This window comes from Streptomyces sp. NBC_00019, assembly GCF_045041015.1.
Classification (GTDB): domain Bacteria; phylum Actinomycetota; class Actinomycetes; order Streptomycetales; family Streptomycetaceae; genus Streptomyces.
On the sequence record NZ_CP108302.1, the window covers coordinates 10264990 to 10284279 of the forward strand.

Consider the following 19290-nt stretch of genomic DNA (forward strand, 5'->3'; position numbering starts at 1 on the left):
GTTGGCCATTTCGTGGAGAGGCTGTGATCGCGACCGTCCGCCGCACCGCGGACCTCGACCGCGTCGACCCGGCCGTCGTCTCCCACGCCGTCGCCCTGGATACCGGCGACCCCACCGCTGCCATCCGCTCGCACGCGCCGCGAGGCGTCGACCGGATCATCGAGGTCGCGCTGTCAGACAACGCCGATCTCGACAACGCCGTCGCCGCCAACAACGCCGTCATCGCCGCCTACGCCACCCGCACGGACCGCACTGAGATCCCCTTCTGGCCGCTGCTGTTCAACAACGTCACCCTGCGGCTGCTCGGCAGCGACGACTTCCCCGCCGAGGCCAAGGGCCAGGCTGCCCGCGACCTCACCTCCGCAACCGCCGTCGGCGACCTCACCGTCGCAGTCGGCGACCGTCACCCGCTGGACGACATCGCCAAGGCCCACGACCACGTCGACGCCGGCGGTGGCTACGGCCGCATCCTGGTCACCATCCCCCAATAGCGCAGACTCGGAACACTGACCTACTCAACTGCCTAGCCCTACGGGGCGGCCCGTCGCGCTGCCAAGTAGTCGGACCAGTTCCCGCCAGCGAGGGTGGCCCAGCGTTCGGCTGTCTTGGGGCGGATGCCGAGCAGGTCGGCGATGACCATGGGCGGCAGGTCCTGTTTTTGTATTTACACCGGGCCCTCGATGCCGACGGCTGTGCAGTTGGCAAGCAGCGCGGCTGCCTGCTCCGGGTCGGTCGTGGTCCGGCCCAGGACGGCGCGCCGGTGCTGCTGTTGCTGGAAGTCCCGTTGCTGCGCATACGTACGGATGGTGGACGGGCGCTCGCTGGGAGCGCACCGATCACCAGGCCACATCAGCTGCCCGGCCTCCTTCTCATCCGGCCCGATGTTGAGGGAGGGGCGCGTCACTTTCTCACCGTCCCAGAGCCGAAAGGGCGCATACCGGAGCACCACGTACCGTCAGCTGCAAAGGCGGTGCCCTATCCAATCCTGTATGCGGCGGCGCCCGCAGCCGGCATGGGCGCCGGCATCAGACCTCTCGGCCTCTGCTGCGCGGAGGTCAGTCGGAACCTTCCTGCCCGCTGTGGGGTGCGGGCGGCGGGGCCGTGGTTCCTCGTGGGATGAGGTGGGTGGGCAGGACGATGTGCCGGCTGCGATCCGCGTCGGTGTCGTTGATGAGTTCCAGTGCCAGTTCGGCGGCGGCGCGGCCCATGTCGGAGGGGGACTGGGCGACGGTGGACAGGTCGAGCCATTCGGCCATCAGCTGGTCGTCGAAGCCGAGGACGGAGATCCGTTCGGGCACCTCGATCTGTACGGTGCGCAGGGCCGAGATGACGGAGGCGGCGAGTTCGTCCTGTTCGGCGAAGATTGCTGTGGGTGGTTCGCGCAGGCTCAGCAGGCTTCCGATTGCTTGGGTGGTGCCGCGCTTGTCGCGGGGCGGGGTGGTGACGACCAGGTCGTCGTCCAGGGGTATGCCCGCCTCGGTGAGTGCCTGTCGGTAGCCGAGGAGGCGATCGCGGGAGCTGAAGCTGAAGCCGCGGGCGTTGACGGTGTGTCCGAAGGCGATCCGGCGGTGTCCGAGGTTGATCAGGTGGCGGGTGGCCTTGCAGGCGGCGGCGACGTCGTCGACGTAGACGCTGGGGCGGCCCTCGACGTGCTGGCTGATGTAGATGACCGGCATGCCGAGATCGTCCAGCCGGGCGGTCTCGTCCTTGGTGAGGTCGAAGCAGAAGACCAGCAGCGCGTCCGCGTTGCGCCGGGCCGGCAGACGTTCGAAGAACTCGGCCCGCTCGGTCAGATCGGGGACCACGTAGACGGTCATCTCCATGCCGGCGCCGCGCAGCAGCGGGCCCAGGCTGGACAGTGCCGCTCCCATGAACCACGAGTCGAGCGTGGGCACGAGTACTGCCATGACGCCGGTCCGGCCGGTCACCAGGCTCGACGCCTGCCGCGAGACCGCGAAGTTCAGTTCGCGGGCGGCCTGTTCGACCCGGGCACGGACCTCGGGTGAGACCGAGGCCAGGCCGCGCATGGTGCGCGAGACGGTGGACGGGGAGACCCCCGCGCGTTCGGCGACGTCGGCCAACGTGGGGTGCCGATGAGCTGGTGACATGAGCGGAAGCTAGCACAGATTTACCTCTCGACGAGAGCCCTCGTGACAGCGCTGTCACGACCGCGGTCTCAGGGCTGAATGTCCAACACCTCCCAAGAAGGGGAGGGTGCAGGGTCGCGTAGATCATGAATGCTGCCGCGACGTTACGCATTGACTTCTCCCGAGTGCACTCCTACGGTGCAAGCGTTGTCACAACGGAGTCGAAGTCGTCGCCGTGAGTCCATCATTCACTGCTTTGACCTGCTCTTTTGATCTACAAGACGCTATGACAGCACAGTCTCGTACCAGAGCCGTCTCATAGTCCTCTCGGTAGCCACCCCTACAGGGCGCCCCCACCGAGACTTCGGTTCCGCACGTCCAGGAGAGACAGTGAACGCCACAACCAGCAGAGTCCTTCAGCGCTCGGCCGTGCTCATCGCCGCCGGGCTCGTCCTCACCGCCTGCGGTTCCTCCGATGACAGCAGCTCATCGGGGGAGTCGAAGAGCCCGTCGTTCTCGGGCCGTGGCCCGATCACGTTCGCGGCCGCCAAGGACAGCTCCGGCGTCGTCCAGAAGGTGATCGACGGCTGGAACAAGCAGCACCCCAAGGAGAAGGTCACCTTCGTCCAGCTGCCGTCGGACGTGAACCAGCAGCGCCAGCAGATGATCCAGAACGCCGAGACGAAGTCCGACGCCTACACGGTGCTCTCCCTGGACGCGGTGTGGACCTCGGAGTTCGCCGCCCACCAGTGGATCGACCAGCTGCCCGCCGCGCAGTTCCCGTTGGACCAGATGCTCAAGCCCGTGGTGGAGACGACCAAGTACCGCGACAACCTGTACGCCGTGCCGCAGTCCTCCGACGGCGGCCTGCTGTACTACCGCGCCGACCTGCTGAAGCAGGCCGGCGTCAGCGCCGCGCCGACGACCTGGGCACAAATGCAGGCCGCCTGCGCCAAGGTCGAGAAGCTGCCCGAGGCCAAGGACATGTCCTGCTACGCCGGCCAGTTCCAGAAGTACGAGGGCCTCACTGTCAACTTCTCCGAGGCCGTCAACTCCGCCGGCGGAGTGGTCACCGACGCCAGCGGCAAGCCGGACGTCGACACATCCGCGGCGAAGAAGGGCCTGGACTTCCTCGTCGACTCCTTCAGGGACGGCACGATCCCGAAGGAGGCCATCACCTACCAGGAGGAGGAAGGCCGCCAGGCGTTCCAGTCCGGCAAGCTGATCTTCCTGCGCAACTGGCCCTACGTGTACTCGCTGGCCGAGAAGAGCAAGGTCGGCGGCAAGTTCGCGGTCGCGCCGCTGCCCGGCCTGACCGGAGTCGGCTCCTCCACCCTGGGCGGCCACAACGTGGCCCTGTCCTCCTTCGCCAAGAACAAGGCCACCGCACTGGACTTCATCAAGTACTTCACCGACCACGACAGCGCGACCACGTTCCTCAAGGAGGGCTCGGCCGCCCCGCCGTACGCGGACCTGTACGACGACCAGGCACTGGCCAAGCAGTACCCGTACCTGCCGGTGCTCAAGAAGTCGATCCTCAATGCCGTGCCCCGCCCGCGGGTGGTCCAGTACGGCGACGTGTCCTCGGCGATCCAGCAGGAGGCGTACGCAGCCCTGAACGGCGACAAGTCCAGCACGCAGGCGCTGAAGGACCTGCAGGAAGCCCTGCAGAAGCTCCCGGCGCAGTGAGAAGGAGGCTCGTGGTGGCCACTCGGACCCCACCTGAAACGGCCGGGGACCAGCCGCACGGCACGGCAGCAGGCCGTCCCTGGCGGTACCCCGCACCGGAGAAAGCCCGGCGCGGCCGGAAGTCGGCCACAGCGGGAACCGGCCGGATGGCCGCCCTGCTGGTGTCCCCGACCCTGCTGGTGCTGACCGTCGTCGTGCTCTACCCGACGATCATGGCGCTGCGGGAATCGCTGTACGGGACCAAGGGGTTGGACCCGAAGACCGGCTTCATCAGCGACACCGAGCCGTTCGTCGGGCTGCAGAACTACACCGACATCTTCGGCGAGGCCGGCCAGCGGTTCTGGAACGCCTTTTGGAACACCACCTTCTTCACCGTCGTCACCGTGGGGCTGGAGACGGTGATCGGTGTCGCGATGGCGCTGATCATGCACAAGGCGTTCAGCGGCCGGTCCCTGATCCGCGCCAGCATCCTCATCCCCTGGGCCGTGCCCACGGCCATCTCCGGCCTGCTGTGGCGGTGGATCTTCAACAGTGACGGCATCGCCAACTCCCTGATCGGCCACCAGATCCTGTGGACCACCGAGGGCTTCCACGCCAAGGTCGCCGTCATCATCGCCGAGGTGTGGAAGACCGCCCCCTTCATCGGGCTGCTGGTCCTGGCCGGCCTACAGGTCATCCCGAGGGAGGTTTACGAGGCGGCCCGCATGGACGGGGCAAGCCCCCAGCGCCAGTTCTGGCACATCACGCTGCCGCTGGTGAAGCCCGCCCTGCTGGTCGCTGTCCTCTTCCGCTGCCTGGACGCGCTGCGGATGTTCGACCTGCCCTACCTCCTCGTCGGCGCGCAGAAGAGCTCGGTGGAGACCCTGTCGATGCTCGCGCAGAACGAGGCGTCCAACGTCCGCTTCGGACCGGCCGCCGCCTATGCGGTGGTGCTCTTCGGCTACGTCCTTCTCATCGCGCTGGGCTTCGTCCGACTGCTGGGCGCGGACGTCGTCGGCGACGCGGGCGGCTCGGGCAGGAAGAAGCGCCGAGGAGCCTCGAAACGGAACCGTGCGGAGGTGTCGGCATGACCGCGACCGTGAAATGGCGAACCTGGCTGCTCTACCTGGGCGTTGCCGCAGTGGTGGCCTACTGCCTGGCCCCCTTCTACTGGATGCTGGTCTCCAGCCTGCGCCGTACCTCCGACATCTTCGACACCTCGCTGCTGCCCGCCCCGGTGTCGTTCGAGAACTATCGGGCGGTCTTCAGCCCCTCCCAGGGATTTGGCCGCGCCCTGCTCAACAGCCTGATCGTCGCCGGCACCACCACCGTCCTGGCACTGCTGCTGGCCACGTTCACCGCCTACGCCATGGCCCGGCTGGAATTCCGCTTCAAGCGGATGATCCTCACCCTGATCATCGCGACCTCGATGTTCCCGGTCGTCTCGATCCTGGTCCCGCTGCTGAAGCTGTTCACCGACATCGGCTGGATCAACACCTACCAGGCGATGATCGTGCCGAGCATGTCCTTCGTGCTGCCGCTCGCGGTGTGGAATCTGACCACGTTCTTCCGGCAGATGCCCGACGAACTGGAGCAGGCCGCGATGATCGACGGCTGTACCCGCGGCCAGGCGTTCCGCAAGATCATCATTCCGCTCGCGGCACCGGGCATCTTCACCACCGCGATCATCATCTTCATCGCCGCCTGGAACGAGTTCCTCATCGCCCTGTCGATGACGAACAAGCCCAGCATCCAGACCGCACCGGTCGCCATCTCCAAATTCGCCGGCGCTAGCCAGTTCGACACCCCCTTCGGCAGCCAGATGGCCGCGGGCGTCCTGGTCACCATCCCCCTGGTGATCATGGTGCTGCTCTTCCAGCGCCGCATCGTCGCCGGACTCACCGCCGGCGCGGCCAAGTAACCCCCGGCCGCCGCAGCACACTTCCCCTCACTAATCGAAGGACCTTCAACCACCATGTCCTCCACCACGCCCTCGCCCTGGTGGCGCAGTGCCGTCATCTACCAGGTCTACATCCGCAGCTTCGCCGACGGCGACGGCGACGGCATCGGCGACATCACCGGCCTGCGCTCCCGGCTGCCCTACCTCAAGTCGCTCGGCGTGGACGCCCTGTGGATCAACCCCTGGTACAAGTCCCCGATGGCGGACGGCGGTTACGACGTCGCCGACTTCCGCGCCATCGACCCGCTGTTCGGCACGATCGCCGACGCCGAAGAGCTCATCGCCGAAGCCCACGAGCACGGAATCCGCATCATCCCCGACATCGTCCCCAACCACACCTCCGACGAGCACGCCTGGTTCCAGGCCGCCCTGGACGCCGGCCCCGCAAGCCCAGAACGCGACCGCTACATCTTCCGGCCCGGCCGCGGCCCCGACGGCACCGAGCCGCCCAACAACTGGGTCTCCGAATTCGGCGGCCCCGCCTGGACCCGCATTCCCGACGGCGACTGGTACCTCCACCTGTACGCACCCGATCAGCCCGACCTCAACTGGCAGCACCTCGACGTCCACACCGAGTTCGCGTCCATCCTGCGGTTCTGGTTCGACCGGGGCGTCGACGGCTTCCGCATCGACGTCGCCCACGGCCTCGCCAAGGACCCCGAACTCCCCGACCTGACACGAGAACAGGTCAAGCACCCACACTGGGACCGCGACGAGGTCCACGACATCTACCGCACCTGGCGCGAGGTCGCCGACGAGTTCGACGGCGACCGCGCCTTCGTCGCCGAAGCCTGGGCCGACACCCCCGAACGCCTCGCCGCCTACGTCCGCCCCGGCGGCCTGCACACCGCCTTCAACTTCGACTTTCTGATGGCCACCTGGGACGCCAAGGACCTCCGCACGGTCATCGACGACTCCCTCACCATGCTCAGCGATGTCGGCGCACCGGCCACCTGGGTGCTCTCCAACCACGACGTCATACGCCACACCAGCCGCTACGCCCGCAAGACCGTCGCACGCTGGGTACCCAACGAGCGCTACCAGCCCCAAGGCCCCGTCGACCTGGAACTCGGCACCCGCCGCGCCCGCGCCGCCGCCCTCCTCATGCTCGCCCTGCCCGGCGGCGCCTACATCTACCAGGGCGACGAACTCGGCCTGCCAGAAGTCGAGGACCTCCCTGCGGACGTCCTCCAGGACCCCATCTGGGAACGCTCCGGCCACACCGACCGCGGCCGCGACGGCTGCCGCGTGCCCATCCCCTGGTCAGGACAGACGGAACCGTTCGGCTTCAGCCCCGACGACGCCTACGCCGGACCCTGGCTGCCACAGCCCGCCCACTGGGCCCAGCACAGCGTGGCGGCACAGACCGGGGATGAGACCTCGATGCTGGAGCTGTACCGCACCGCCCTCCGAATACGGCGCGAGCACCCCGCCCTCGGCGACGGCGCCATGACCTGGCAAGATGCCCCTGCTGGCGTCCTCGCCTTCCGCCGCGCACCCGGCCTTCTCTGCGTCGTCAACCTCTCGGATGAGGCACACCAACTGCCCGACCACACCGCGATCCTGCTGGCCAGCGGCTCAATCGCAGACGGGCAGCTGAAACCCGAACACGCGGTCTGGCTCGCCGTATAGCGGCCCGCATTCGGGGCCACGCCCCCTCGATCAGCCAGGGCCTGCCCGGTGTCACTCCCCGCTGACCGGCCAGGCCCTGGCGCCACCCTCGGCAACGTGGGCATCCCACTGCGAGCGGCTTCGCTTCTTCAAGCATCACCACCACGTCCAACATCCGATGCCGCAGTCACAGGACCCGACCCAGTCCGGCCGGGTCAGCAGTCCGTCTCGCACAACGCCTTCGTCTCGGTGCACCACCGAGCCTCGTGGTACCACGACCGGACGAGCAACTGACGGCGGGGCAGGCAGCTCCCACCACGGCCGACATCAGGCCGCTAGCCCTGCAGGCAGCGGCCGTGGAAGGAAGTGCGCACGCACCGGTCCCGGGCTGGGCCGGACGGGCAACGTCCTTGCGGACTCGCTCAAGTCGCCAACGTGGCCCGATGAAGTACCAATTCAGAGAAGTGACCCCGCCGAAAGAGGTGGCGCCGCTCCAGATGGTTCGGGGCATGGGGGATCTCGGCGACAGCCCCGAGTGGCACCAGGCTCTGGGTATGGGGGCGCTTCGTAGATGTGCTGGTGCTGTAGCGCGTCGGCCAGATGCCCGTGCGACCAGTTGGTGGGGTTGTGCCGGGTTGCTGTGGCGACATGAGGAAGCGGCCCGCCGGTTTCCCCCGTGGCGGGCGGCTCGTGGCCTTGAGTGTTCAGAGATCGAAGTCGGCGGCGGTACGGATTCTTTACAAGAGAAGTAGCCGCAGCCCGCGCACCTGAACAGGGTCCACCGTAGTGGGGTGGCCCCCGGTCGAGCATCTGAATTACACCGGAGTGTGACGCCAGCACGGTGACAGCCAGGGAAGAAGTTCGGCTGGGTGGTCCGCTGGCCGGGACGGGGGGCGCGGTTTTTTTTGGGGTCTCGGTCAGAGCTCCGTCAGGGTGTACCCGACTGGTGTGTGGAGCTGTTGACCCGACTCGATTCAGGTTGCGTGAGCGGGCCCGGTCGGCTTGCCGCGGCAGGGCCTGGGCTTTACCGGGTCGCGATGTGTGCCGCTCCGAAGAGGCGCTTGGTCATGCCGAGGCGTTCATACGTGGCGATGGCCGGCGTGTTGGCGGTGAGCACCATGAGTGCGGCGCGGCCGTGCTGGTTGACGAGGGCGTCCATGACGAAGCCGGACACGGCCTGTGCGAGGCCGCGTCCGCGGGCGGCGGGGTGGGTGAGCACCCCGCCCATGAATCCGCACCCGGTCGCGGACCAGGCGTCGGCCGCCACCGCCAGCGGTGCCGTTCCGTCGCTGCTGTCCACTTCGCCGACGACCCCGGCCCAGCGGCGCATGCCCGCGCGTCCCGGCTGCGCGTAGGAGTCAGGGAAGAAGCGGTCGAACAGCGAGGTTGCCTCCTTCTCCTCGCGGGCGTTCAGCCACCGCACGCCTGCGGCGGCGGCACCGGAGGGGGATGTGGCCTGCATCCAGAAGAAGTTGTGCACCGGCGCCAGGTTGGGCAGCCGGCGTACCAGCGCATCGATCAGGGCAGCTTCCCCCAGGACCCGGTAGGACGGGCCGATCTCCTCCAGGACCCGCTGCACCAGCATGGCCGCGTCGGCGCCGTCGCCCTTGACCGCAAGCCGGTCCTGTTGAGGGTTCGGGCTCGCCACCGCCAGCGCCGCGCCGTGGCGCCAGGCCCGTACCCCCGGCCCCAGGCCGTCACCGCCTTGTCCCTGGGCGGCCCAGACCGGATGTCCGTCTCCGGCCGCGGCCTGCTCGATCTCGCTGAGCCGTGCAAGTTCCTCCATACGCCCTGCCTACCAGGCGTACTTGGAGGCCCGCTGTGATCCAGCCCTCATCGATCACCGACTGTGATCACGTATCTGGCCGTACCTGGCGAATGTGACGTGGCCGCCGACAGCCAAGGGGAGCCAGATCAACTTCTTGCTCCGCGGAGCCACTTCAACCCCGTGCACGGGAGCCTGGCTGTGTCGGCTTCTTCGACGAGTCGCTCCGGCGTGACTTCGGGAGTCGTGTGGCGGCAATCCTCGTGATCGGTGTCAGCGACTTTGGGCTCTGGCGCAGATCTTGGGGAGTGGTCGCGGAGGGTCACTGGACAGGCCGCTTCGCGGCTCTGATCACACGTGTTCTTGGTAAACCCTGATTTCAGTGGGATGGAAGTTGCGGAGGGTCGCCCAGAGTTCGTGGTGGCCCAGGCTGTCAGCCCAGTGGTCGAGTTCGTCGTCCGTGTCGTGGAAGAACCAGGACTCGAAGTGCCCCAGTGCGCGGAGTTGGAGGACGGGTTCGTACCGAAGTTCGCAGTGGAGCTGGATGTAATGATCCTGTTCGCCGGACGCGTCGTTGACCTCGAACTGGCGGGCAAGGTCCAGCGTGAAGACGCACGGGCCCTCGAAGGTGTGGGTCCCGTACTGGAAGAGAAGACCATCGGCGTCGGGTGTGTCCGCGGTGTCGAAGCGTTGCGAGCCGAAGCGAACGAACCTGAGCCATACTTTGTCCAAGTCCAGCTCGGTGAGGCGCTGTTGCCCAGGGCTCAGCTCATGTCGAAGTTGCTCCTGGGCCTGACCGATGGGCAGTCTCCTCGACATCCCTGTCCTTCGTGGTCTTGTGGAATCTGATCGCGCGGCGATCTTCTCAGCCCACCACAGTCGCTGGCGTGACCGGGGATGGTTGGAGAGCTGGGTAGAGAGCCTATTGGGGCAGGACCATCTTGTGGAGTGGTTCGAATCCGGCACGGCCGTAGAGCTGTCTCCTGATCTTCTTGATGCGGTTCGCGGCACCTTTTGTGCCATCGGGGCTCCAGTACAGGGTGAGGATCTCGCCGAAGCCCCGGACGTGTTCGGCGGCGGTATCCAGTTCGGGGCAGCGTGCAGGACGTCCTTCAGCGCGGCGCGCTCGTCCTCGCTCAGCGTTGCGGGGTGACGGGTGAGCCAGTTCATCGAAGTGCAGTCGTGCAGCCCTGTTGTCCAAGCCGAAGTAGAAACCCAAGGTGACGAAGAGCAATCCGGCTTCCAGGCCCAGCGTGTATCCCAGGGCTCTGCGGATTCTCTTGCCGCCTTGAGGTCTGTAGACCCGTCCGCGGCCTACGCCGATGATCGTGTCGTTCTGTCGACCACCTCGCGCCATGTCTCCTCTCGCCGCCGAGTCACCTCAATGTCCTGCCCGGCAGGCCCAACGACCCCAGCTGGCGGTGAGTGTGAAAGGTGCTGGTCATGCCCGCAGATGTCGAAAGTCGTGCCCGAGCCGGTGCTGGGGCCGGCTAGCTCACGCCACGACCGTCGGTCACCTCATCAGAACTCACGGGGAGTTGGCCGGCGGTCTGTCAGATCGCAGCGCGGACCGCGCCTCGTCGAGGGTCGGGGGCCCGGGATCAAGAACGGGCTGACCGACTTCGGACGGCCAATGGGGACGGATGAGTGCCTCGGAGTCTGCGAAGTCGTTCCGCTGATACCGAGAGTCCAACGGCCGCAGCCGGATCTGTTGACGGCTGTCTGCCCACCAGATCTCGAAACCTGCAACCGTGCCTTCCGCCGGCCAGTCATCGCTCTCTTCCGGAAGCCACACGACGTCGACGAAGCCTGCGACGGTCAGGCCGATGTCCACGAAGAGCCCGGTCGCACCGGGCCGGGGAACCTTCACCACGGTGCCTTCGAAGACCTGCCCGAAGCACAACCCCCGGCGAATCCGATCCCACTCGGCATCTATCACCATGAACGCATCTTCGCACCCTCTTCCGGGTCATGAGCAACCACACCCGGGCGGCAGGGTCCAGGCACGGACGTCGATCACCCCGCCCGTCTGGGCGACCAAACGCCGTCGCTGACAGCGAACGAGGCCATGAGGGCGGCGCATGGAGTGTGTCATGCGCCGCGCAGTACCTTGACGACCTCGACGGGCTCCCTTTTGCTGCTTCCCGGCTTGCGCATGCTGAGGCGGAACCATACGGGTTCGCCTTCTACGAGAGTGTCGATTCCGTCGTCGAGGGCTGTGTGGTGGATGAAGACGTCCGCGCCGCCGTCAACTGCGATGAAACCGTATCCCTTGTCTTCGTTGAACCACTTGACCGTGCCCTTGATCCATCCTTCGCCTTCGGGGCAAGGAGTGTCCTGGGGCGGTGGCGAGTAGGCGGTTCGCGGTGTGACGTGCTGGGCCGGCGGTGGCTGAAGGGGGGGTCCTTCGGCGGCCGGGCTCGTCTCGCCGGTGATGGCGTGCAGGCCGGCGGTGAGGTCCATGCCGTTCTTCACCGCTGACAGTGTCGATTGGTCGACAGCCTTCAGCCAGGAGTCCAGTTCTGGGTCGTCGTAGGGGAACACGTCGTGGTACTCGCTCATCGGACACCTCCTTGCTGGCTTCGGCGGGCCTTGAGCGCGGCCCGGGCTCGGCACAGGCTCTGCCGTACTGCGTCTTCCGCGATGTTGAGTACCTCGGCGATCTCCGGGACCGTGTACCAGTCGTAGTACCAGGCCATGACCTGCCGTTGTCGAGGCGGCAGTTCGGCGAGGGCGGCATATACGTCGCGCTCTTGATCGCTGAGCTCGATGTTCGTGGGCAGATGAAACTCGGCACGGGGTGAGGGCAGCTCGCCAGGGAGGTCTTCGCGGAGCTTCGCTCTGAAGTAGATCCGAGTGGCCACCGTGCGCAACCACCGCGCCGGATACCGGATCCTGTCCCACTGCTCATATGCCTGAGCGAATGCCTCATGGGCGGCGTCCGCGGCTTCCTGCGGACTGGCGCCGTGTTTCATCACGAACCGGGCCAGCAGCGGCATTTCCGCCCGGTAGACCTCGGCAAAGGCTTGCGGCTCGAGCACGGTTCCCAGGCGTGCCGAGGCCGACCTGGCGGACGGAGGGGAGATGTCATCCACCATGTGGTCCCTGCACTCGTCGTGTGATCCGCTTGCCGACTTCGATCACGACCTCGTCTCCGGCGGCAGAGCGCATCCGTACCCGGCTGCCGGTCGGTAGGGCTTGGACCATGTGTGCCCCGGCGCGGTGCTGAGAGACGGCGGCGTCCGCGTCCCGCCGGGTACGCACCCACACCATCAGGCAGCGGGCTGCATAAGCGACCGCACACATGCCCGCGGTCACCAATGAGGCTTCCATCGGCTCTCCTCCTCTGCCCGTCCAGTGAAGCGCACCCCCCGCCAACTGCGGCCGGGTTATTGCTTAGTGCGGGAAGAGGCTCCCGATGTGACATCCGATTCCGAAGAATCTTCACCAGGGGCGTAGCGGCGACGCGGGAGATGAGCGCACGGAAGGTGTCGACACGGCCCGCAGGATGCCGCGGCGGGTCGAGGCGACGACGTCGACGGCTTCCTGCGCGAGACGGTCAACGGCTGAGCGTCCAGTATGAGGTCGTGGATCAGGCGGCGGGTGTCACCGCACAGTGCGCCGAGTCCGGCGACCGCGGCACGGTGCCCGTTGTCGTACGCCTCGGCAACCGCGTCGAGCACATCAAGGCTGATTGTCGTGGCCGACTCGTGCGGTGGGGTCGGCGAGCCGGGCCTGCCGCGTTCACCGCGCGGGACCAGACAGCGGGACTGCCGCCGTGTTCGCGGGAGAGCGACGCGGTGAGCCGGCCGGATGTCACCCTGCTCGCGCCAGGCAGCGAGGGCGATGTCCGCACGCTGGTCGGCCCGCGAGCGTTGCGGCGCGGCCGAGGGGTGGTGCTCGAGGGCTCTGCGGACGACGTACTGCCAGGATCCCTCCGGGCCGCCGTACTGCTGAACGCGATCTTGTACGTAGGCCGCACGGGAGTGCAGTGGCGCTACCTGCGCATGATTTTCCGCATTTTCTGTGGAGTCCGAGCTGTCAAGTGGCTCGGAGATCTCCCTGGTCGATATGTGTTGGCGTCCTGGGCCGAAGGCCGGGAGACTCTGGTGCTGTGGACATGGGGATCTCTGGTTTTGAGCCGTCGTTCCTGGTGGGGGTTGACGCGATTCGGCAGGCGCACGGATCGCGCCTGGCGGCGCTGGCTGGTAGGCGGCTGACGGGGTTCGCACTGGTGCGGTTCGTCGAGGATGGGGACTGGTTCGCCGACTGCCCGGTGGTGCTGGACTTCGACGGTATCCAGGTGGAGGTTTGCCACTGGAAGTTCGACGAACTCTCGATCGGTTGGGACACGATCGACACCGCGGCGACCATCACCGGGTGGGAGGGGTTCGAGCTCACGCCGCTGTGGTCTCGCAGCGATGAGCGCCTCGAACCGTTCGTCGGCCAGGAACTGCGCGAGGTCACGCTCCTTGAGTGGCGGCCGGCGGAACGTGACCTGGCGGCTGGAACGGTGGCGGTGGAGTTCGTCTTCGCCAGCAACCGCCTGCAGATCGTCAACGGCCTGGACGAGAACTGCATCGAGGTCGGTGCGGCCCACTCGGATTACGTTCGAAATCAGCTTGGCCGCTGAGCACTGCTGCTTGGTCGGTTTCCGGTTGATCTCGATGACCGGCAGCAGGGTGGCCTGAGCTGGGATGCCGATCTGCGGGGGAGTCGGCCCGGCAGGGGTGGGGACGTCGAGCAGGCAGACGGCGTCGCGGGGCCAGGACTTCACCGGAGTCGCCGGGGATGGGCATGCCGTCGTTCTGGCAGCGGATGCAGCCGAGCCGGAGCGCCCACGCCTGGGGCGCCGAATTCGTGCTGCCCGAGGGCGGACAGTTCCCACACCCCCGGTACACGCGCACGATCGACGTGATCACAGATCGGTCCACGGGCCGGGCTCGCCCCCGGGCAGCGGCACCCAGGCCGGCCCGGACGGAGCGTGCTTTTCGATGTCTTCGAGGACGGCGGCTCCCAGTTGAACCTCGCGGGCGAGGGCTGCGACGAGCGGGTGGTGGGCGACCATCGCCTGCAGATCGCTGATGCGGCCGCCCAGCCGGGCGCGGGAGGCGCCGGTGACCACGAAGAGGATGCGAGGGAAGACCGGATACCAGCGGAGCCACGCCGGGCCGGTGGAGACAGGCCGACGGCGTCCGACGGACTGGGCTTCGTACTGGAACAATGTGGCGTACTCGATCAGCTTTACGGCCAGGCGCTCGCTGCTCATGGTGGAACGGCGTCTAAAGATCAGTGGGACTGCCCGTCGCGGATCAGCCGGTCCGCTGCCTCCAACTTATGCTTGACATCCGTGAGTTCCTCTCGCAGTCGAGCGGCTTCGGCTTCCGCACGCGCCCTTCGGTCTTCTTCGTAGCGGGCCCAATCGAAGTTCAACATGGCCCGCCGGTCGTTGAGTTCGCTTTCGTCCTCGAAGAGGACTGCCTTATCCGAATCAATTTCTGCGAGTTGGTCACGCAGATCCTCCAACTGTCGCCCCAGCTCGGCGCGCAGCTGTTCGAGTTCCTCGATCTGCCGCTCCAGTGTTTCGTTGTGATTTCGCTCCTTTTCGAGCAGTTCTGCAAGGCGACTCAGCTCAGCCGCGACCCTGGACTGTTCATTGAGGACTTGGCGAAATTCGTTGCGCACATCATTCGCGTGCGTTTCGAGATTCGAGAGGATCTCCCGGAGATCCGATTTCGCGGAGTCCAGTTCCTGGAGGGTCGCGTCACCTGGCGGGGGTACGAAGTCGATTTGTACCGGTGCGGGCTCGTCAGAGGGGCTGCCGTGCTGAACCTCGAGTGGCGTGGATTGGTTGGCCCGGTCACGCAGCTGCACCAAGCGTCTCCAGCGATGGTCCCACTGCTGCAAGCGGCTATCACGGAGCTCCACCAGGCCCCCGTCCTCCTGGATCAGTAGGACGCGAACCAAGGCGAGTAGGAAGTCTCTGCTTGGCCAGCGCTTCCCGCTCATCACGTCACTGACCCCGGAGGCTGACAGAGTTACGGAGAGTGAGTGCTTGGTTGAGAGCTTCTCGAAGTCGCGGTAGCCCATGCCGTTCACCAACTTGAGATCTTTGAGATCTCGCGCGAAGGCCGCAAGTTCCCTCTGATACTCGTTCTCCGGCGCCTGCTCCGGTCCGTTGCTCCGAGTGATCACATGCCCCCCTGACGGCGCGTGGCAATCATGGTAGGGCGACAGCAGTGGGGATGCGGCGAACATCGGCGAACAACGCCTTACAGACGCGTTGTTCGCCGGAACAGCCGACTTGTTCGGCGGTGTACAGCCCGTGTTCCGTCTTATGACGCGGATGTTCGCGTTCCTCGCGCATCCGCACGACGAGCTGTTGCACTTGCCGACATGGATGAGAACGAGAACAACGAGCCCGCCCATGCGCGAGGTCGACTGCTCGAACTGGCCGCGCTGTTCGCCCTGGTCGGCCTGTCGCTGGCCGTGTACGCCATGGGCGGTCCTACCGCACTCTCCGCAGTAGGCAGTACGGGGGTGGGCCTGTTCAGCACATGGCGATACCAGCACCGCCCGCCGAAAGGCTGAGTTGTCTACGGATACGTTCTGGTCAACGGCTCTGATGCAGCAGGCCGCGCAAATCATCGGCGGTCGACTCGTCGGCGAACACGGTGGCGGGCGCATACGGACCCGGACTTCGCCGGGCCGCCGGACGTCGATGACACCCTCGATGCAAGCAGTCGGCGACGGCTTGGATGATGTCGGTCATGTGCTCGCGGCGGCCGTGGTGCCTGGCGAGGACCCGCCAGTTCTTCAGATGGGCGATGCCGTGCTCGACGCGGATACGGCGGGAGGAGTGGGCCTTGCGCTGGCGTTCATGCATTTCCTCGTACCAGTCCGGGGCGTTCTTCTTGAACTTGCGATGCGGTGGCGTGCCCACACGTCCGCCCGTCGGGGCTCCCAGCCCCTGGTAGCCGGCGTTGGCCAGGATCTCCGCGAAGGGCCTGGCTGTGAGTAGCTTGACGAGGCCGAACTCCTCATAGCGACGAATGCTGGTCGGGGTCCAGTGCTGGCAAGGCGCTCGGCTCGTGAAACTGGTACTGACTGAGCCGGTGATACTCACCGCCGGCTCGCAGTAGCTGCGTGTGCGTTCCCTTCTCCACGATCCGGCCGTCCTGCAGTACGACGATGACGTCGGCGTCGCGGATGGTGGAGAGCCGATGGGCGATCACCAGGCATGTGCGGCCATGCCGCAGCCGCGAGGTCGCCCGTTGCAGGAGGCGCTCGGTGCGGGCATCAACCGCACTGGTGGCCTCATCGAGGATCAGCACGGCTGGGTCCGCGATGAACGCGCGCGCGATGCAAAGCAGTTGTCGCTCGCCCTGGCTCAGGCGTCCGTCCGCACTGTCGACCACAGTGTCGTAGCCATGTGGAAGAGCGTCGACGAAGTGGCTGACGCCACAGACTTGAGCGGCCTGCTTGACCTGCTCGAGTGTGGCATTCGGCCGCCCGTAGGCGATGTTGTCGCGAATGGTTCCGCCGAGCAGCCACGGTTCTTGAGGAACGAGCCCGATCTCGGAGCGCAACGCGTCCCGTGACACTGAGGTGATGTCTGTGCCGTCGACGAGAATGTGTCCGCTGCCAACGTCGTAGAACCGCATCAGCAGGTTCATCAGGGTCGTCTTCCCGGCGCCCGACGCGCCGACGATCGCCGCGGTCCGCCCCGGCTCGACGACCAGGTCGAGGTCCTTGATGGTCGGCTCGCGGTCGTAGCCGAACGATACGTTCTCGAACGTGATTTGGCGCGGCCGAACGACCGGCAGCCGTCCCTGGCTACCAGGGTCCTGCTCCGGCTCGTCGAGTAGGGCGAACACGCGGGCAGCCGAGGCGATGCCCGACTGGATCAGGTTGGACATCGAGGCGAGCGATCCGAGTGGCTGTGAGTACTGCCTGGAGTACTGGACGAACGCGACGACTTCGCCCAGGGTCAGCTGGCCGCTGATCACCCTGAAGGCACCGACGACGCAGAGCAGGACGTAACTCAGGTTTCCGATGAACAGCACCAGCGGGGCGATGAGGCCGGACATGAACTGCGCGAGATGGCTCGTCTTCTTCACCTCGGCGTTCCTGTTCGCGAACGTCTCGCGGAATGCGCCTCCGCGGTCAAACACGGTGACGAGTTCGTGGCCGGAGTAGGACTCCTCGATATGAGCGTTGAGTTCTCCGGTCAGTCGCCACTGGTCGCCGAATATCCGTTGGCTTCGCTTCGCCACCGCGGTCCCGACGGCGAAGGTCAGCGGTATCGAGATCAACGCAAGCAGTGTCAGCAGTGGTGAGATGCTCAGCATCATGGCCAGTACGCCGACGACGATGAGCAGGGCGAAGAGCAACTGGGTCAGCGTCTGGCTCAGCGAGGTCGCGATGTTGTCGATGTCGTTGGTCATCCGTGACAGCAGCTCGCCGCGCGAAGAGCCGTTGAGGTAGCGGACCGGCAGCCGGTTGAGCTTCTCCTCGACGTCGTAGCGCAGAGTCTTCATGATGCGAGCGATCGCACTGTTCTGGATATTCTGCTGGGCGAATCCCGCCAGGCCACCGAGGCTGTACAGACCTGCGGCTGTCAGCAGTAGATATCCTACATGACCGAAGTCGATGCCGGACCCGGGCGTAACGTTCAGCCTGTCGATAATGTCCGCGAAGCTGTTTCGGCCGCTGTCGCGGAGGGCCTGCACAGCGGCCTCTTTGGTCTGTCTGTCCCTCCCCTCGTAGCGTAGAGACCGTGACTGCAGGGGAAGTTGGGAGTCATGGCGGAGAAGCGACGGAAGTTCGATCCGGAGTTCCGTGAAGGGGCTGTGCGGATCGTCACGGAGACCGGCAAGACGATCGCGGAGGTCGCCGAGGACCTGGGGATCAACGAGACCACTCTGGCGAGCTGGGTCTCCCGTGCCCGTCGGGCAGGTACCGTACCGGCCGGCGGGAGTGACGAGCTGGAGCGGTTGCGGCGGGAGAACGCCCAGCTCAAGCGGGACAACAAGGAGCTGGTCATGGAGCGTGATGTCCTCAAACGCTGCATGGTCCTGTGGGTGAAGTAGCCGTGGCGGACCCGTCTCAAGTGGTCGGGGTGATCAGCGACTTCAGGACCGAGCACGGCATTTCGCACCGCGTCTCCTGCCGCGCCCTGGGCGTGAGCGAGTCATGGTTCTACAAGCACCGCACCCGTCAGCCCACCCGGCGTGAGCTGCGCAGACAGCATCTGATCGAAGCGGTGAAGGCAGAGTTCGACACTTCCGGCGGCACCTACGGCTCGCCGAAGATCTGGATCAGGCTGGTGAGGCAGGGCTGGCGGGTCTCGGTGAACACCATCGCGAAGATCATGGCCGAGCTCGGCCTGGTCGCGCGGAAGGTGTGCAGACGTCGGGGGCTGACCCGGCCGGGGAAGCGGCTGGCCGCCCCGGACTTCGTGCGCCGCGACTTCACCGCCGAGGCGCCCGACCTGGTCTGGTGCGGGGACCTGACAGAGATCGAAACCGTTGAGGGCAAGCTGTACCTGGCCACGGTCATCGACCTGTTCTCCCGCCGCCTGCTCGGATATGCGATGGGTGCCCGTCACGATGCCGAACTGGTCGTCGCCGCCCTGCACATGGCCGCGGCGACACGCGGCGGGGACGTCCGCGGTGTCATTTTCCACCCGGACCGCGGCAGCGAGTACGGCTCTCGGAGGTTCCGCCGGGCCTGTCGCCGGCTGGGCGTCTTCCAGTCGATGGGCCGGGTCGGCTCGTGCTTCGATGCCGTCAATGCCGTCAGCGAGGCGTTCAACAGCGTTCTGAAGGTCGAGTACGTCCACCGGCACACCTTCGCCACACGCACCGAGGCCCGGATCCGGATCGCCACCTGGATCACCGACTTCTAGAACAGCCGTCGGCTACACAGCGTGTGCGGCTTCAAGAGCCCGATCGACTACGAACACAGCTACCAGGCCAGCCTCACCGAGGAACTGGCTGCATAGGAAGGTCTCCACAGATCGGGGGGATTGACAGTCCTGTTGGCAAACCAGAGCCGAGGGTGCCAGCCAGAACTGCATCGATCGCACTGCCCCAGATCCGTGGGCCGATCAGGTTGGCCAGTACGCCGAACACAGCCAGAGCAAGCGCACCGATCACGGACACCCGAACTTGCCGGAACATGCCTGCCAGTCGGCG

The 19290-nt window shown here is 66.3% G+C and carries 19 protein-coding genes and 2 pseudogenes; 9 read left to right on the forward strand and 12 right to left on the reverse strand.

Annotation, left to right across the window (positions count from 1 at the left end; all coding sequences use genetic code 11):
- Positions 1 to 14: 14 nt before the first annotated feature.
- Positions 15 to 491 (forward strand): annotated as a pseudogene (locus OHU89_RS47555) (NADPH:quinone reductase); the annotation flags it as partial.
- A 173-nt stretch (positions 492 to 664) separates the two neighbouring features.
- On the opposite strand, the gene OHU89_RS47560 reads toward OHU89_RS47555, so the two are convergent.
- The gene (locus OHU89_RS47560; protein WP_405652470.1) at positions 665 to 904 is read right to left on the reverse strand and encodes a hypothetical protein; all 240 of its coding nucleotides are present in this window, start codon (positions 902 to 904) and stop codon (positions 665 to 667) included.
- Between the two features lie 151 nt (positions 905 to 1055).
- On the reverse strand, positions 1056 to 2108 hold the full coding sequence (locus OHU89_RS47565; protein WP_405652472.1) for a LacI family DNA-binding transcriptional regulator: 1053 nt from the start codon (positions 2106 to 2108) through the stop codon (positions 1056 to 1058).
- 369 nt (positions 2109 to 2477) lie between these two features.
- On the opposite strand from OHU89_RS47565, the gene OHU89_RS47570 reads away from it, so the two are divergent.
- The 4 genes from OHU89_RS47570 to OHU89_RS47585 are packed head-to-tail and all read left to right on the forward strand — an operon-like array spanning position 2478 to position 7347.
- Positions 2478 to 3776, forward strand: coding sequence for an ABC transporter substrate-binding protein (locus tag OHU89_RS47570; protein ID WP_405652474.1), 1299 nt, complete (start codon positions 2478 to 2480; stop codon positions 3774 to 3776).
- Positions 3777 to 3790: 14 nt separating this feature from the next.
- Positions 3791 to 4846, forward strand: a complete 1056-nt coding sequence (locus OHU89_RS47575; RefSeq protein ID WP_405652476.1) for a carbohydrate ABC transporter permease — start codon at positions 3791 to 3793, stop codon at positions 4844 to 4846.
- Positions 4843 to 5676 (forward strand): carbohydrate ABC transporter permease, encoded by an 834-nt coding sequence (locus tag OHU89_RS47580; RefSeq protein WP_405652478.1) that lies wholly within the window; start codon positions 4843 to 4845, stop codon positions 5674 to 5676. The genes OHU89_RS47575 and OHU89_RS47580 overlap by 4 nt, the downstream gene beginning before the upstream one ends.
- Before the next feature lie 54 nt (positions 5677 to 5730).
- A complete protein-coding gene (locus OHU89_RS47585) occupies positions 5731 to 7347 on the forward strand; it encodes a glycoside hydrolase family 13 protein (RefSeq protein WP_405652480.1) in 1617 nt (538 codons plus the stop codon).
- A gap of 1003 nt (positions 7348 to 8350) precedes the next feature.
- Here the strand turns inward: OHU89_RS47585 and OHU89_RS47590 are convergent.
- From OHU89_RS47590 to OHU89_RS47615, 6 genes are all read right to left on the reverse strand, one after another.
- Positions 8351 to 9112, reverse strand: coding sequence for a GNAT family N-acetyltransferase (locus OHU89_RS47590; protein WP_405652482.1), 762 nt, complete (start codon positions 9110 to 9112; stop codon positions 8351 to 8353).
- Positions 9113 to 9442: 330 nt separating this feature from the next.
- Complete coding sequence (locus OHU89_RS47595) at positions 9443 to 9823, reverse strand: hypothetical protein (RefSeq protein WP_405652483.1); 381 nt, start codon at positions 9821 to 9823, stop codon at positions 9443 to 9445.
- 190 nt (positions 9824 to 10013) lie between these two features.
- Entirely contained in the window at positions 10014 to 10448 is a 435-nt protein-coding gene (locus OHU89_RS47600; protein WP_405652486.1) for a hypothetical protein, read from the reverse strand.
- Between the two features lie 171 nt (positions 10449 to 10619).
- Positions 10620 to 11033 (reverse strand): hypothetical protein, encoded by a 414-nt coding sequence (locus OHU89_RS47605; protein WP_405652488.1) that lies wholly within the window; start codon positions 11031 to 11033, stop codon positions 10620 to 10622.
- A gap of 149 nt (positions 11034 to 11182) precedes the next feature.
- Positions 11183 to 11398, reverse strand: a complete 216-nt coding sequence (locus OHU89_RS47610) for a cold shock domain-containing protein (protein WP_405654979.1) — start codon at positions 11396 to 11398, stop codon at positions 11183 to 11185.
- 251 nt (positions 11399 to 11649) lie between these two features.
- On the reverse strand, positions 11650 to 12132 hold the full coding sequence (locus OHU89_RS47615; protein ID WP_405652490.1) for an RNA polymerase sigma factor: 483 nt from the start codon (positions 12130 to 12132) through the stop codon (positions 11650 to 11652).
- Between the two features lie 1079 nt (positions 12133 to 13211).
- On the opposite strand from OHU89_RS47615, the gene OHU89_RS47620 reads away from it, so the two are divergent.
- The gene (locus OHU89_RS47620) at positions 13212 to 13724 is read left to right on the forward strand and encodes a hypothetical protein (RefSeq protein ID WP_405654981.1); all 513 of its coding nucleotides are present in this window, start codon (positions 13212 to 13214) and stop codon (positions 13722 to 13724) included.
- A gap of 285 nt (positions 13725 to 14009) precedes the next feature.
- Here the strand turns inward: OHU89_RS47620 and OHU89_RS47625 are convergent.
- Positions 14010 to 14369: pseudogene (locus OHU89_RS47625) on the reverse strand (hypothetical protein); the annotation flags it as partial.
- An 11-nt stretch (positions 14370 to 14380) separates the two neighbouring features.
- Entirely contained in the window at positions 14381 to 15349 is a 969-nt protein-coding gene (locus OHU89_RS47630) for a hypothetical protein (RefSeq protein ID WP_405652492.1), read from the reverse strand.
- 138 nt (positions 15350 to 15487) lie between these two features.
- Between OHU89_RS47630 and OHU89_RS47635 the strand changes: the two genes are divergently transcribed.
- Positions 15488 to 15682: a hypothetical protein gene (locus OHU89_RS47635; protein WP_405652494.1), complete on the forward strand. Its 195-nt coding sequence runs from the start codon at positions 15488 to 15490 to the stop codon at positions 15680 to 15682.
- 22 nt (positions 15683 to 15704) lie between these two features.
- On the opposite strand, the gene OHU89_RS47640 is transcribed toward OHU89_RS47635, so the two are convergent.
- Positions 15705 to 16217, reverse strand: coding sequence for a transposase family protein (locus tag OHU89_RS47640; protein WP_405652496.1), 513 nt, complete (start codon positions 16215 to 16217; stop codon positions 15705 to 15707).
- On the reverse strand, positions 16132 to 17823 hold the full coding sequence (locus OHU89_RS47645) for an ABC transporter ATP-binding protein (RefSeq protein WP_405652498.1): 1692 nt from the start codon (positions 17821 to 17823) through the stop codon (positions 16132 to 16134). The genes OHU89_RS47640 and OHU89_RS47645 overlap by 86 nt, the downstream gene beginning before the upstream one ends.
- Before the next feature lie 72 nt (positions 17824 to 17895).
- Between OHU89_RS47645 and OHU89_RS47650 the strand changes: the two genes are divergently transcribed.
- Positions 17896 to 18183: a transposase gene (locus OHU89_RS47650; protein WP_389341160.1), complete on the forward strand. Its 288-nt coding sequence runs from the start codon at positions 17896 to 17898 to the stop codon at positions 18181 to 18183.
- 2 nt (positions 18184 to 18185) lie between these two features.
- On the forward strand, positions 18186 to 19001 hold the full coding sequence (locus OHU89_RS47655; protein WP_405652500.1) for an IS3 family transposase: 816 nt from the start codon (positions 18186 to 18188) through the stop codon (positions 18999 to 19001).
- The last annotated feature ends 289 nt before the right edge of the window (positions 19002 to 19290 follow it).

Coding starts and splice junctions, on each gene's coding strand:
- OHU89_RS47585 (WP_405652480.1), top strand. CDS start 5,731: ATGTCCTCCACCACGCCCTCGCCCTGGTGGCGCAGTGCCGTCATCTAC.
- OHU89_RS47650 (WP_389341160.1), top strand. CDS start 17,896: ATGGCGGAGAAGCGACGGAAGTTCGATCCGGAGTTCCGTGAAGGGGCT.
- OHU89_RS47590 (WP_405652482.1), bottom strand. CDS start 9,112: ATGGAGGAACTTGCACGGCTCAGCGAGATCGAGCAGGCCGCGGCCGGA.
- OHU89_RS47635 (WP_405652494.1), top strand. CDS start 15,488: ATGGATGAGAACGAGAACAACGAGCCCGCCCATGCGCGAGGTCGACTG.
- OHU89_RS47565 (WP_405652472.1), bottom strand. CDS start 2,108: ATGTCACCAGCTCATCGGCACCCCACGTTGGCCGACGTCGCCGAACGC.
- OHU89_RS47580 (WP_405652478.1), top strand. CDS start 4,843: ATGACCGCGACCGTGAAATGGCGAACCTGGCTGCTCTACCTGGGCGTT.
- OHU89_RS47620 (WP_405654981.1), top strand. CDS start 13,212: ATGGGGATCTCTGGTTTTGAGCCGTCGTTCCTGGTGGGGGTTGACGCG.
- OHU89_RS47630 (WP_405652492.1), bottom strand. CDS start 15,349: ATGTTCGCCGCATCCCCACTGCTGTCGCCCTACCATGATTGCCACGCG.
- OHU89_RS47600 (WP_405652486.1), bottom strand. CDS start 10,448: ATGGCGCGAGGTGGTCGACAGAACGACACGATCATCGGCGTAGGCCGC.
- OHU89_RS47605 (WP_405652488.1), bottom strand. CDS start 11,033: ATGGTGATAGATGCCGAGTGGGATCGGATTCGCCGGGGGTTGTGCTTC.